13 protein-coding genes are annotated in these 14,606 nt (G+C 38.1%); 9 read left to right on the forward strand and 4 right to left on the reverse strand.

What is annotated here, in order from left to right; genetic code table 11:
- Positions 1-235 precede the first annotated feature (235 nt).
- Both AC4GME_RS00110 and AC4GME_RS00115 read right to left on the reverse strand, forming a co-directional pair.
- Positions 236-1,537, reverse strand: coding sequence for a DEAD/DEAH box helicase (locus AC4GME_RS00110; RefSeq protein ID WP_490378867.1), 1,302 nt, complete (start codon positions 1,535-1,537; stop codon positions 236-238).
- A 148-nt stretch (positions 1,538-1,685) separates the two neighbouring features.
- Positions 1,686-2,501, reverse strand: a complete 816-nt coding sequence (locus AC4GME_RS00115) for a substrate-binding periplasmic protein (protein ID WP_490376572.1) — start codon at positions 2,499-2,501, stop codon at positions 1,686-1,688.
- Between the two features lie 334 nt (positions 2,502-2,835).
- Here AC4GME_RS00115 and AC4GME_RS00120 point away from each other — a divergent pair, with 334 nt between their 5' ends.
- The 5 genes from AC4GME_RS00120 to AC4GME_RS00140 all read left to right on the forward strand — a co-directional run bounded on the left by AC4GME_RS00120 (position 2,836) and on the right by AC4GME_RS00140 (position 9,518).
- Complete coding sequence (locus AC4GME_RS00120) at positions 2,836-3,285, forward strand: methyltransferase family protein (RefSeq protein ID WP_490376573.1); 450 nt, start codon at positions 2,836-2,838, stop codon at positions 3,283-3,285.
- A gap of 38 nt (positions 3,286-3,323) precedes the next feature.
- Complete coding sequence (locus tag AC4GME_RS00125; RefSeq protein ID WP_490376574.1) at positions 3,324-5,018, forward strand: LytS/YhcK type 5TM receptor domain-containing protein; 1,695 nt, start codon at positions 3,324-3,326, stop codon at positions 5,016-5,018.
- 178 nt (positions 5,019-5,196) lie between these two features.
- Entirely contained in the window at positions 5,197-5,925 is a 729-nt protein-coding gene (gene btsR / locus AC4GME_RS00130; RefSeq protein WP_490376575.1) for a two-component system response regulator BtsR, read from the forward strand.
- A gap of 283 nt (positions 5,926-6,208) precedes the next feature.
- On the forward strand, positions 6,209-7,708 hold the full coding sequence (locus tag AC4GME_RS00135; RefSeq protein ID WP_490376576.1) for a carbon starvation CstA family protein: 1,500 nt from the start codon (positions 6,209-6,211) through the stop codon (positions 7,706-7,708).
- A gap of 571 nt (positions 7,709-8,279) precedes the next feature.
- Positions 8,280-9,518, forward strand: coding sequence for an HD-GYP domain-containing protein (locus tag AC4GME_RS00140; protein WP_490376577.1), 1,239 nt, complete (start codon positions 8,280-8,282; stop codon positions 9,516-9,518).
- A 24-nt stretch (positions 9,519-9,542) separates the two neighbouring features.
- Here the strand turns inward: AC4GME_RS00140 and AC4GME_RS00145 are convergent, their stop codons facing one another.
- Positions 9,543-9,704 carry a prepilin-type N-terminal cleavage/methylation domain-containing protein gene (locus AC4GME_RS00145; protein WP_490376578.1) on the reverse strand — a complete coding sequence of 54 codons (162 nt, stop codon included), beginning with the start codon at positions 9,702-9,704 and terminating at the stop codon, positions 9,543-9,545.
- Between the two features lie 217 nt (positions 9,705-9,921).
- On the opposite strand from AC4GME_RS00145, the gene AC4GME_RS00150 reads away from it, so the two are divergent.
- The 3 genes from AC4GME_RS00150 (at position 9,922) to AC4GME_RS00160 (ending at position 12,203) form a co-directional block, all read left to right on the forward strand.
- A complete protein-coding gene (locus tag AC4GME_RS00150; protein ID WP_490377841.1) occupies positions 9,922-10,194 on the forward strand; it encodes a hypothetical protein in 273 nt (90 codons plus the stop codon).
- A gap of 11 nt (positions 10,195-10,205) precedes the next feature.
- A complete protein-coding gene (locus AC4GME_RS00155; protein ID WP_490377842.1) occupies positions 10,206-11,123 on the forward strand; it encodes a putative metalloprotease CJM1_0395 family protein in 918 nt (305 codons plus the stop codon).
- 144 nt (positions 11,124-11,267) lie between these two features.
- The gene (locus AC4GME_RS00160; RefSeq protein WP_490377843.1) at positions 11,268-12,203 is read left to right on the forward strand and encodes a LysR family transcriptional regulator; all 936 of its coding nucleotides are present in this window, start codon (positions 11,268-11,270) and stop codon (positions 12,201-12,203) included.
- A gap of 55 nt (positions 12,204-12,258) precedes the next feature.
- Here the strand turns inward: AC4GME_RS00160 and focA are convergent, their stop codons facing one another.
- Positions 12,259-13,743 carry a formate transporter FocA gene (focA, locus tag AC4GME_RS00165; protein ID WP_490377844.1) on the reverse strand — a complete coding sequence of 495 codons (1,485 nt, stop codon included), beginning with the start codon at positions 13,741-13,743 and terminating at the stop codon, positions 12,259-12,261.
- A gap of 461 nt (positions 13,744-14,204) precedes the next feature.
- Here focA and AC4GME_RS00170 point away from each other — a divergent pair, with 461 nt between their 5' ends.
- On the forward strand, positions 14,205-14,543 hold the full coding sequence (locus tag AC4GME_RS00170; protein WP_490377845.1) for a hypothetical protein: 339 nt from the start codon (positions 14,205-14,207) through the stop codon (positions 14,541-14,543).
- The last annotated feature ends 63 nt before the right edge of the window (positions 14,544-14,606 follow it).

Here is a 14,606-nt window from a genome sequence, read left to right on the forward strand (position 1 = left end):
GCACTAATGATGGTTATATTGGGAGTTATCGAGCGTAGATTTGTCAGATTAAGTTTAGCCTAGCAGACTGAACTGCCAGATCGAGTATGAGTAAGTACAAATAAATATTGCCAATACCAGTAGATCTGCACTTTGTAACCTCAATATTCCTTTTTTTAGCTAAGCAACTGAATCCGTATCTGCAAATAGTTTGCATATATCAGGGGAGGCAACTCCCCACTATATTAATCCACTATTATCTCTGTTTTCTACCTTTTGCTTTTGCACGGCGTATCGCCGCCGGGGTATTTTCGGCCTTTTTACGGGCGATCATTTGGTTATGCTCTTGTGTTGCTTTGTAACGACTTTTCTTAAGTGGTTGCTCTGATTTATTGTTATATTGTGCAGGCAGTTCAGCATCGAATTCATAACCCGGATAAACGATACGTTCAAATTTTCGACCGATTAACTCTTCAATATCATCTAAAAATTGTTCATCTTTAGGGCTGACTAATGAAATAGCCGTACCACTTTTACCAGCACGACCTGTTCGGCCAATACGGTGTACATAATCTTCAGCTAAAAACGGCAAGTGGAAATTGACTACATAAGGCAGATCTGGAATATCAAGTCCACGTGCAGCCACGTCAGTTGCAACTAGAACGCGAACGCTACCTTCAGTAAATTTTTGAATCGCTTGATTACGCGCACCTTGGGTTTTATCTCCGTGGCATAATGCCGCTTTGATGCCATCGAGTTTTAACTCTTTTGCTAATAAGTTTGCACTCTCTTTGGTTCCGGCAAATACCAGTACCTGTTTCCAGTTTTTAACGCCGATAAGCTCAGATAATAGTTCGCGTTTACGCGTTTCTGATACCCAGTAAACTTGTTGTTTTACTTTGCCTGATGTTGAGTTTTGCGGCGAGATATCTAAGGTTTTTGGCGTGGTTAATAACTGTTTCGCTAATGTTTTTACTTTGTTGGAAAAGGTCGCAGAGAACATCAATGTTTGATGTTTCTGCTTGATAACTTCCATCAATTTTTCAATATCTTTTAAAAAACCCATATCGAGCATACGATCGGCTCCATCTAACACTAAGTATTTTACATGAGCAAGATCGACGTTTCTTAAGGTCAGATGTTCAATCAGTCGTCCTGGAGTGGCAACTAAAATATCAACGCCATTTTTAAGCATTTTCGTTTGCGGGCCCATATTTGCACCACCAGATATAACACCTGACGTTAGTGGTAAAAACTCACTGTAGTCTTTGATGTTACTGGCGACTTGTGAGGCTAACTCACGAGTTGGTGTTAAAATAAGCGCTTTGATTGTGGTGTTATTTGCTGTTTTTGTACTGCTGTTTTTAGCCAGCAGATCCAAAATTGGCAGGGTAAATGCGGCTGTTTTACCTGTCCCAGTTTGTGCACTTGCCAACAGATCGGTTCCGCTGCGGATAAGCGGGATCGCTTGTTGCTGAATAGGAGTTAGGTTTTTATAACCACAAGCTTTTACCGCTTTTAATAATTCAGAAGATAAACCTATCGCATCAACACTCATTTATATCACCACTCTTTTACATCAAATTTAAAAATCAATTAATAATGCGCGCGAGTATAACAGTTATAAGGCTTTCTGAACTTAATAAAATATAAAACATTAATTTGCAGTAGTGCAATGGAGTGAGTCGGCTATAGGAATGTGCTACTTATAGGATGGTAACCATAAATGAATCAATAATTTTTTGTATCTCTCCCGTTCTGCGCATCTCATAAATAATGATATCAAACTCCTTTTTAAAATCTTCTTTGAAAGGAAATTTTCCATTATCCCGGTTTGTATAACCCAAAAATCCCTGTTCTATAGTAATAGTTGTGCCTTCTAGCAGTTTGGCATGCCGGCCTCCTTCATCATATTTTCCTTGTGCTTTTAATTTTTTCAGCTCCCATAAAATGGCAAGTCGATCGTTCATATAGCAATCCGTGCGCTTCAAGCCCAGCATTAAAATACTTTCTCGATTTCCTTTCGCTTCATAAACTTTAATTTTTTCCTCTTTTACGGCTTGCCAAAACTTATCACCCCCAAGGTGAAATCCTGCATTATTGCCAATAGTTAAACCGTAATAATCTTCCGGCCAGTTTGGTCGGGGGGATTTTAAAAGCAGATCTTCTCTACAAAATACAACGACTATTTCTTCTATGATGGGAAGTGAATAAGGCCAGATATAAGGTCTTTTTAAAGTATGGAAATAAGGCGGGTAGAGAGCAAATCCTTCTCCATCTTTTAGCCTTTTTAAACCGCGTTTCCATGGAACTGCGACTATTTCTACTTCGTAGCTTTTCATTTTGGAAAATGCCATTTTGAGAATCTCTGTATATATTCCCTCTACTTTTCCTTTTTCACTATATGAATAAGGAGGATAATTTTCATCGGCATATACAGTTACCTTGATATCGCCAGCAAAAACGCCAGTCGATAAAATAATATAAAAAAACAAAATAGCTGAAATGATTTTAACTTTCATAAAACTACCTATTTGATATTTATAAAAGTGCTTTTTAACAAGCCAGTTGTTGATTTGATGCACTCTTTAACAGCACCATTAGTTCATTGAGATACAAATGCTTTATATTCGTTAGTTTTAAATATTATTATAGTGTATACGCAGAGATCCTTGAAACGCAGGTGATGACAAGTTAAGAGGTGATCATTTTTTATAATCTCTATAACAAGGAATAAAGTGCAAGATCTCATCACTTTGCAGCAAAGCTTTTATTACAACAATGATGGCGATGAGTCGCCGCTTATATATCTGAATCACTTGAAAATAACCATTAATATTAGTTATAGGATTAGGCATGAATATTATTGCACCTCCACCACTTATTTATCTTTTACCTGTGATAGCTGCACTGCTGTTGCAATTTTATTTTCCGATTTCGGTTTTTGAATCAGGTGGATGGCTGTGGTTTATAAGTGCTATTTTATTTATCAGCAGTTGTTTAGTTGTATTTTGGGCTTTTCGAGTAATGTTAAGCGCAAAAACCTCGCCAAATCCTTATATAGAAGCGAATAATTTAACCATAAAAGGGCCCTATAATTATTCACGTAATCCTATGTATCTGTCGATGACGGGTTTATATTTATCACTGGCATTTCTGCTTAATAGTTTTTGGTTGTTTCTGTTGTTAATTCCTTTATTAACCGTGATCTGGTGGGGCGTTATTCTACGTGAAGAGTCTTATCTGGAGTCACGCTTCGGTCAGCAATATCTGGATTATAAAAAACGCGTGCGCCGCTGGTTGTAATCAAATAGTGTTTTTTTCTTAATATTAATGGTGTCTTTATGGAACTGATTTTTTCTTTATTACAGCAACTTAGTGTGTATTTAGTCATTGCCTATTTATTAAGTAAAACACCACTATTTATGCCTTTGACTACTGTTTCCGGGCATTTATCACAACGTCTCGCCTGTTATGTGGTGTTTAGCTTGTTTTGTATTCTTGGTACCTATTTTGGTTTGGCGATTGAAAATGCGATAGCCAATACTCGCGCAATCGGCGCTGTGATGGGCGGGTTGCTAGGTGGGCCGCTAGTGGGATTTGCAGTTGGTTTAACGGGAGGTATCCATCGTTATACAATGGGCGGTTTTACCGATACTGCTTGCGCAATTTCAACCACAGCGGAAGGATTATTAGGTGGATTAATTCATAGCTATTATGTTCGACGTGGTTTAGTGGATAAAATATTTAAACCAGCTGTGGCATTTATTGTTTTGCTTATCGCAGAAGTGATGCAAATGTCCATTATATTGCTTGTTGCACAGCCGTTTGATCAGGCACTACATCTGGTTAAAGCGATTGCTTTACCTATGATCACCGCAAATGCGTTTGGGGCGGCGCTGTTTATGAGCATTATCCAGGATAGAAAAGCGATTTATGAAAAATATTCCGCGGCCTTTTCCAGCAAAGCGCTAAAAATTGCAGAGCGTTCAGTGGGGATTTTAAGCCGTGGATTTAACCAGCAAAGTACTAAAAAAATCGCGCAAATCATTTATGAAGAAACAGGTGTCGGTGCAGTATCAATTACCGACCGTGAGAAGATTTTAGCCTTTATTGGCATTGGAGATGATCATCATTTGCCGGGCACAGCGATTTCATCTGATTATACAAAACAAGCGATTGAAAACTGCGAACTAATTTATGCAGACGGTTATGAGGTCGCTTATCAATGTTCCTTATATAATAAGTGTAAGTTAGGCTCTGCGCTGATTATTCCATTGCTTGGTGGTGAAGATAAAGTACTGGGGACGATCAAACTGTATGAGCCTAAACAAAAACTGTTCTCGTCTATCAATCGTACATTAGGTGAGGGGCTGGCAAAGTTATTATCAAATCAGATACTAACGGGACGATATATTGAGCAGCAAACCTTATTAACACAAGCAGAATTACGCCTCCTGCAAGCGCAAGTTAATCCCCATTTTCTGTTTAATGCATTAAATACGATCAGTGCTGTGATTCGTCGCGATCCAGATAAAGCACGCGATCTTATTCAGCACCTTTCTCAATTTTTTCGTCGTAATCTAAAACACAATATAGAATCTGTGACCATTAAAGAGGAGTTGGCGCATATTCGTGCTTATCTTGAAGTTGAGTTGGCGCGTTTTTCAGATCGACTGCAGGTTGATTTTTTAGTTGAGCAAGAAATACTTGATGTGTTTGTGCCGACGTTTACGCTACAACCCTTAGTCGAGAATGCGATTAAACACGGCACATCAACGTTATTAGAGAATGGTAAAATTGAGATTAAAGGGGGGGTAATTGAAGATAACAATCAAACCTTAGTACAGTTACAAGTGATTGATAATGCTGGCACCTATTCGCCAGCAGAAAATGCAACGGGACTTGGTTTGCAGATTGTAGATAAACGTTTAAAAAACAGATTTGGCGAGTTATATGGTTTACAAATGAGCTGTGAACAGGGAATCTCCACCACGGCACAAATACTATTTCCACTAGTCGTAGAGAAAAATAAATAATACTTAAAGCAATAGAAATAAATGGATGAGTTATACGTGCCTGTTTTCTTTTTTATAGAAATAAAACACCAAGAAGTTGAGATAAATAATGCTTAAAGTAATCGTAATAAATGGGATGAGTTATACGTGCCTGTTTTCTTTTTAATAGAAATAAAACACCAAGAAGTTGAGATAAATAATGCTTAAAGCAATTGTCATCGATGATGAGTTATATGCACGTGAAGAGTTAACTGAATTATTAAAAGAGACCGCTGAGGTTGAAATTATCGCCTCGTGTAATAATGCTATTGAAGGGTTACAAAAGGTTAATAGCTTAAAACCGGATGTGATTTTTTTAGATATTCAGATGCCACAAGTAACCGGTTTAGATATGCTCAGTATGCTGGATCCTGAAACTATGCCTCAGGTTGTTTTTGTCACCGCATATGATGAGTATGCGCTTAAGGCTTTTGAAGATAATGCCTTTGATTATATTTTAAAACCCGTTGAGCCAGCGCGTTTACATAAAACTATCAAGCGACTTAAATCATCTTTAAAAAAATGTGATTACACCGCTCTTTTACAAAACCAGTTGGAATTAATTCCCTGTGCTGGTTATAACCGTTTTGTATTACTAAAACCGCAAGAGATTGAACTGGCATATTCTGATCAGTCTGGCGTACATGTGATTAGTAATAAAACTTCAAACGGTGAGAATAAAAGCAGCTGTTCATTGAGCCTGAAAGTGCTTGAAGAAAAAACCTGTTTAATTCGTTGTCACCGTCAGTATTTAGTCAACCCGACCGCGATCCGTGAAATAAAGCTGTTAGAAAATTCGCTAGCTGAAATCATCACTTGTAATGGATCCGTGGCACCTGTCAGCCGACGATATTTAAAAGCGTTAAAAGAGCGTTTTTCATTATCTTAATTACATAAAAACCACTTAAAAGAGTTATTGACCGTTTAATTTACATTATGACCACTGGCTTTTTTAAAGGGTGAACCTGTCATTATTAAGCGTAAAGTGCTAGCCATAACAGTTTGATCAGATGGTGTTACACACTGAATTGATGCTTTGTTATGGTTATTCTAATTATTCATGGATGAAACCCTCCTTAAATAGATGTGAATAAAAATAACTAAGCATCCTATCATTTTACCTAATCATTGCTGTTATCCCTTTTATCAACTTAAATAATGGAGAGATTAATATGCTTTGGTTCCTATCTTGTGTGGCTCTTTTGCTCGGTGGATACTTTATCTATGGTGCAATAATCGAAAAGGTTTTTGGTATTAAAGAGCAGCGTACAACGCCCGCTTATAGTAAACGTGATGGTGTAGATTTTGTACCTATGACCAAGAAAAAAGTTTATCTGGTGCAGCTGTTAAATATTGCCGGAGTTGGTCCTATATTTGGTCCTATTATGGGGGCATTATATGGACCTGCCGCCATGTTATGGATTGTGCTTGGTTGTATTTTTGCTGGTGCAGTTCATGATTATTTCTCCGGTATGTTATCGATTCGTAATGGCGGGGCATCAGTACCAACCATTACCGGTAAATATTTAGGACAAGGCGCAAAACATTTTATGAATATTTTTGCCTTGATACTGTTACTGCTGGTAGGTGTTGTATTCGTTTCTGCGCCAGCAGGTATGTTAACAAATCTTGTTAATCAGCAGACGGATCTGGCTATGCCGATGATTACTATGGTAGTGATTATCTTCACTTATTATGTGGTTGCGACGATTGTACCAATTGATAAAATTATCGGTCGTTTCTATCCTTTCTTTGGTGCGTTATTAGTCTTTATGTCGGTGGGACTTGTTGTCGCATTAGCTTTTTCAAGCGAGCATACCTTATTAGGTGACTACCAAATGAGTCAGATGTTCACTAATATGAATCCTAACGATTTACCATTGTGGCCAGCACTGTTTATTACCATTGCATGTGGCGCAATTTCAGGTTTCCATGCAACCCAGTCGCCACTAATGGCGCGTTGTCTTGAAAATGAAAATAACGGCCGTTTCGTTTTTTATGGCGCTATGATTGGTGAAGGTATTATTGCCTTAATCTGGTGTGCATTGGCATTATCATTCTTTGGCTCTGTTGGGGCTTTATCGGAAGCGGTTAGCGCGGGTGGACCTGGTAGTATTGTTTATGATACTTCAATCGGTTTATTAGGGGGATTTGGCGGTATTGTTGCTTTTCTAGGTGTAGTGATTTTACCAATCACCTCGGGTGATACCGCATTCCGCTCAAGCCGTTTGATTCTTGCTGAATATTTCAATATGGAACAAAAATCTATCCGTAATCGTTTATTAATGGCGTTACCCCTATTCGTTTTAGGCGCAATATTAACACAAGTTGATTTTGGCATTATTTGGCGTTACTTCGGTTTTGCCAACCAAACGACGGCGGTGATGATGTTATGGACAGCGTCTGCGTACTTGCTTCGTCACAATAAATTCCACTGGGTAACCACAGTGCCGGCAATGTTTATGACCACGGTATGTATCACCTTTATTCTTAATAACAGCACACTCGGTTTTGGTTTGGCGATACATGTGTCAACTGCCGTAGGTATTTTAGCGATGTTAATGATCACCACCTATGTGATTAAACGTTCAAAAGGTAAACATATTGAAGATGAGCCTGTTGAGGGGGAAACAGATGCACAACAAGAACGAATTGAACTGGAAATAACATAGTGAAGATTGTAAATCGATTTTAATGTTAATCTATTAAACAACAATTGTGGGTTATTCAGAGATGAATAACCCTTTTTTTGTAAACAATAAAACAGACAGAAAATGATTTTTACTTATTAACGTTTGTCGCAGCTGTTAACTAGTAATAATGATATTGCTCTCTCCTTTACTTCCTCGAACTTCAGATCTTAGTCATATTGGATGGCGATTTCTCTTCTATTTATGCAGCGTAAAATAAGATTACGCACTGTAATATACTTGCTCCTGGTCGTTCTAAATATCTGTAAATTCAGAAAAAAAGCTGCTCTGTATCTGATAATGTGCGGAAGAATGCACTCACAAAATTCTTTATGAGCTTGTTGATGTGAGAATCAAAATAGAGTCTATTATTAATAAGTGAAAAGTCAGTTACATAAACTGGAAGAGCATAAGCTGGTGGTTTTTGAAGGCTTATCACAAGGTTCCTATTTTATAAGAATGGTGGCAGTTGTTGGTAATTGTATACCCAGAACGGACCATTCTGCTGGCTATATATGCTTGTCAAAACGATCTATTAAATCGAGGTGATATAATGAGTACATTCTCAAAATTAGAAATAGACCTTCGTCAAATGATTATAGCGATTGAGACCGCTGTCTCTCTAGTGGGAATGAATGATACAAATCACGGCAAGCGCGTTGGCTATATTGCCAGCCAGTTGGGATATCAGCTTGGATTTAATGATCAAGCTATACAGTTTTCATTTGATCTTGGATTATTGCATGACTGTGGCGTTTCTACGGAGCAGATGCACTCTCACCTTGTAAACCAATTTGACTGGTGTGATGCGCATATACATTGCGGAATTGGTTATCGTTTATTGAAGGATTTTGAGCCGCTTTCCGGTTTTGCAATACCTATTCTTTATCACCACACGCCATGGGAAAAGCTCAATAGGCTCGATGTCAGCATACAAGATACACGTATGGCTAACCTCATTTTTCTTGCCGATCGAGTAGATGTATTGGCGGCTGGTCATTATGAGACAGATATTTTACTTGCCAGAGAAGAAATTGTTAAATCAGTAACTAATTATAAAGGAACCTATTTTGATCCTGAAATTGTTAATGCTTTTCATCAAGTGGAGAAATCTGAAGCTTTTTGGATTGCATTGCAGGATCGTCATATTACTCGCTATACATGGGATATGTCGCAATTTGAAAGCAGTAAGTTATTAAGCATCTCTCAGCTTAAACAACTTTCATTGATTTTGGCTTATATCGTTGATCAGAAAAGCCCATTTACAGCCCAGCATTCGGTAGGGGTTGCCAGTTTAGCGCGATATATTGCTTCATCTTTGGGATTACTTAGTGAACAGTGTGAAAAGATTGAAATAGCAGGTTTATTGCATGATCTTGGCAAGCTCCATATACCTGATCATATACTTGGCAAGCCAGGGCCTTTAAGTGATATTGAACGTGCGATTATGAACCAACACAGTTATGAGACCTATGAAATTCTTCGCCATATCAAGGGGCTTGAAGATATTGCCTGTTGGGCTGCATTTCACCATGAGGGACTTAATGGTGTTGGCTATCCGTTTCATCCGCATCAAAAAGAGTTAAGTATTGAGTCTCGAATTATTGCTGTCGCAGATATTTTTCAAGCACTGGTGCAAGACCGGCCGTACCGGAGCGGCATGCCATTAAATAAGGTGATTGATATTCTTGATGAATTTGCGAGTAGTGGAAAGCTCGATCAAAATATAGTAGATCATGCCAAGAAGCACGGAGAAGAGTGTTTTGAAATTGCAAAGGGTAACAGTAAATAGAATAGCCAGAGTTCCTTGCTTTGCTTACAGAGCAGTGGCAGTTAGCGCGGAATTGAGCATATTCGGGAACAGCTGTTGCAGCTGCAGCGAGTATGCCAAAATAATAATTACCGCCACGAGTTCTATCAGGGTAAATCCCAATTGTTTATTCAAACTTTTTTTAGTTCCGAAAGAAAATAACCTCAACTCGGGATATTAAAGAGTATTGCGCTTTCATTATCCCGAGTTGAGGTTAAATAGTAAGTAATTGTTAATTAATGAATTAGCTCCAACAAATTCATCAGCTTGTAATTATAGCCAACTATAATGAAAATAACGTTGAATTTATGTACAACTAAAAAGTAGTATTTTGGTCATTGTTGTACGATAATTAGAGCAACTTTATTTTATGAAGGGGTAACTGATGGATATTTCTGGAACAGCAAATCTCAATAGTCAGCCAACAACATTACATCGTAATGATCCAAATAGTTCAACTGTGCAACATCAGGCGACTGAAAATCAGCAACAAACACAAAGTGTTGATCCGGTGACCACTGAGCAGCCAGTACAAAAAATCACTGAGTTAAACGAAGATCTAGTGAATGCACGTGTTTCAGAGCATCAAGCATTATCATCGGGACAGCAAGTAACTGCGGATGAAGCTGTCGGCAGTTTAATCGATGTACGTGTTTAATTTTTGTATTTATGAATATATCGGCAAATAGTGTTTCACTAAAAGTTACAAACAGTTCACCTGTTAACTCCCCTGTTACAGCGGGAGTAAATGTTTCGTCTGTAAATTCAATTTCCAGCGCAATACCATCAACAACTCCGCAAGTTAATCTTTCAGGAGTTTCCAGCCAAACTCCTATGGTTGCAAATCCAACCTACGAGAAACCAACGAATAAGCAAATAAACAATGTTTCTCCTCAATTAGTCAATCAAACTGAAAATGGTCAACAAACCGATAGTGCAAAAAATATTCAACAGCAACAAGGTCAAGAGGGCAAAGAGGAAACAACAGAGCAAGCTGATAATAAAGTAACACAAGAAACGGCTAATGATCCCGATAATCAGCAGCAATTCACTGAAGTTGAATTAAAACAGATTGGCGATTTAAAATTACGAGATAGTGAGGTACTGATCCATGAAAGGGCGCATTCAGCTGTTGGTGGACAATATGCGGGATCGCCGAGTTACAGTTATCAGACAGGACCTGATGGTGTTAAATATGCGGTCTCTGGTGAGGTTTCAATTGATACTTCAAGAGTGCCCAATGATCCGCAGGCAACGTTACAAAAAGCGCAACAAATTAAAGCGGCTGCATTGGCGCCGTCAGAGCCTTCAGGGCAAGATAGACGTGTTGCAGCAAAAGCGGATCAAATGGCCGCTCAAGCGCGCAGTGATATATTGCAACAAAATCAGGGAAATAGTGAGGGTAAAACAACAGGTTCAACTATTAGTTATGAATCATCTGTAGCAGAGCATTTTTCGGGTATGCAAGAATTAGCAAAAGATAGTGATTTACAACAAAAACTAAATAGTCGTATTCAACAGATCAATAGTGTTTATCAAAATTCATCAATAACTAAAGCCAGCCCGACCTTTCAAACTCAAATCTAGCAGCATTCTTTTATTTATTGCAAATAAAGTGTTGATTTAAATCAAGATTACATTGCTATTGCTTTGTCTCATAGATAATATAAGCAGATACAGGTATCAATAAAATTGATACTCACTAGAACTTGTTATTTAGGAAAGGAATGGATGAAGTATTCGCTTAAACAATTAGCTGTTTTTGATGCAGTTGCGAGCCAAGAAAGTGTTAGCGCCGCTGCCCGAAAGTTATCAATGACACAGTCTGCGGTCAGTATGTCACTTTCTCAATTTGAGAATGTATTAGATAGGCCGCTATTTACCCGCCAAGGTAACCGGTTGACACTAAGTCATTGGGGGCGCTGGTTAAGGCCGAAAGCTAAACGTTTACTGCAAGATGCGCAGCAGATACAGCTGGGTTTACATGATCAACAACTTATTAGCGGAAATTTAACCCTCTGTTCCAGCCAAACAGCAGCCGAGCATATTTTACCTAACCTTATCAGTAAAATTGATTCTGATTTCCCTGAACTACGTATTGAATTAATGGTTGAAAATACAGATCATGTTATTCAAAGATTATTAAACCATGAATGCGACTTGGGGATAGTCGAAGGGCGTAATGATGATAGCCGTATCAATCAAAAAAAATTAATTGATGATCACCTGGTGGTATTTACTAACCCTCACCATCCCTATGCAAAGTTAGATGTAGTGAGTCTCGCCCAATTAGAGCAAGCGAAGTGGGTTATAAGAGAGATGGGGGCGGGTACGAGACGAATCTTTGATGGTGCTGTACATGGATTGATTGAAAATATTAATGTTTGGAAAGTATATGAAAGTGTGCCTGTGTTAAAAGCGATGGTAAAAAATGGCTTTTATCTCGGTTGTTTACCTTATCTCGATGTTGCACAGGAAGTTGAAAATGGTCAGTTAGTGATATTACCAACACCCCAATTGGATATGAAACGTAGTTTATCCTTTGTATGGCGAAAAGATGCGGGTGAAAATCCACTCCGGGATTGTATTTTAGCTGAGGCTCGCCGCTTGATTGATCATCATGAAAAGCAAAAAGGTAAGACAAGTGTTCACCTCTCTTACCCATAAATACTGCGCAACTGGTTGGGGATGATAGCCAAACTAGTTTGGCTATCAGGCTAAATTAAGCCGCTTGTGTTTGAGGTTGATCGTTAGGAGTGTATTCTTTAACGACTAAATTTGCTAATTGGCGACGTGTTATTACACCACACAGTTTGCCTTGTTCAATGACCGGATAAACTGAAGGGCGGTTAGCAGCTGCAGCTTTTAAGCGTTCATCATAGCTTTGGTAATTACGACTAGTTAACATGGCATTATCGTTTACTGGAAATAGCTTTTCTTTATCTACAACCATAAATTCAAGCAGTGCTGTAATAGTTTGATTTGCATCTACCGTAAGTATTTCTGTCTGCATTGCATTACTTACTTGATAGCTTAATTCTGCCGAGTACTCTTCTGACCATAATAATCTTAAAATATCTTGTTGCGATACAAAACCGATCAATTGCTGGTTTAGGTCGACAATTGGTGCAGCACTAATTTCATGCTCAGTTAACAAAGCAAGCGCCTGGTAGATATCTTTGTCTTGTACAAATACGACTGGTGTTTTATCCATAATATCTTTTACGGTTAAGTTTTTTAATGTAGTTTTCATAATGTATGTTTCTCCGAAATTAGTTAATTGATTGTTGTTATTGTTGTTATTTGTATTGCTTGTTTTGTTTGCTCTGTTTTTATCTTCACCTTCGATTAACCAATACCCGATACCGACAAATAATCCACCTCCGACTATATTGCCAAGTGTTACAGGGATTAGGTTATGTAAAATGAAGTTAGACCAGGTTAGATGAGCAAAATCAGCTGGTGTAAAACCATGACTAATAAAAAAGGCTGGCTCGCTGATTACTTTGATGGTCAAACCAAGTGGCACCATAAACATATTAGCGATACTGTGTTCAAAGCCACTACTGACAAACATCGCCACTGGTAATATTAAAAGCATCGATTTTGCTAAAGTATCTTTGCTACTAAAGGTCATCCACGTACCTAAACAGACCAATAAATTACATAAAATACCTAATGCAAAGGCTTGCGCCCAGCTGTGTTCAAGTTTATGTTGTGCAACCTGCAGCGCATTAATTCCCCATTCACCGCCATCAAGCAGATGCATGCGAGCTGTTACCACAAGTGCGAGCATTGCTGCGGCACCGACAAGATTGCCTAAATAAACTCGAAGCCAACATTTCAGTAACTGGCCTGTTGAAAATAGACCTTGCGCCCATGCAACGGTGCTTAATACAGTGCTGGTAAATAATTCACCACCACAAACCACCACTAGAATAAGACCCAGGCTGAAAGCAAGCCCTCCCGCTAATCTGATTAGTCCCCATGGCGCATCATTTGCACCAGTTGTTACTGTGATGTAAAAAACAAATGCGATGGCAATAAAAGCTCCTGCAAAAATTGCTAATGCAAATGATTTTGCAACTGATTTCTGCACCTTTTTAAGACCGTATTCTTCGACCTGTTTTAATATACCGTGTGAGTTTTCCGTTTTTTTCTGACCTGTATTTATCAGTTTAATTGGATAATTGTTGTTAAGAACCATAATGTATATCGCGATAAATCACGCCTCTTATTTGTTGTTTACTTGTTTGTTTTCTATTGAGCACCATCTTCTCCTTGTATAAGTTCTATTGTGCTAATCAGTAATGTGTATACCCAAGTGCTTTGGGTAGAAATACAATAAGAGAAAAATAACGGTAATAATATTTGATAATATAAATACAAAGGTTCAATTAAATTGATGGGTGTGTGGGATGTTTTGCCAATAAAAATTCAGTCGCTTGGATGAATTTTTTTTAGCTAGGTGACTATACTTTGAGCTGTTTTTATTTGAAAAATCAGATAATCAAGCAGCAAGTGATTTTTTACTCCAATTTAGTTATTTTAATTTGAATCAGTCGTTGTTTCCGTGAAGATTTTGTCACTTTCGGATTAGCTGCTGTATTATGCATTTTGTATATATATTGGCGGTTTATGCTTGTGCAGTTAGTAAAAGGACAATAAATGACGTTAGTTAGCGCCATTCCAGAAAATAAAAAAATGTTGGTTATATTCCGTATGGAGCCCGGTTCGTTAGGGCCTGATGGTCGCGAGTATATAAACGAGTTTTGTGAGTTTGCACAAATGCAATTACAAGCATCTGCCAGTGCGTTTATTACCTGGTCAATTGTACCTCGATTAGATAAAACCTTAGCGGAAATGGAATTTCAAATATCATCAAAAAAATTAACCCGAAGTAAGGCAAGCCAGTATTTAAACCTGTTTGGGGAACATTTAGATCATTTTGAAGAGCAATTAGAAGATAATCTTGAAGCGATAATTAATCAATATTTTGGACGATGAATTAGAATGTATCTCTAAGATAAGCTGAAAAAGCAACTTTATACGTTAAAACGTATTAAGTAG

The organism is Psychromonas sp., assembly GCF_983033635.1.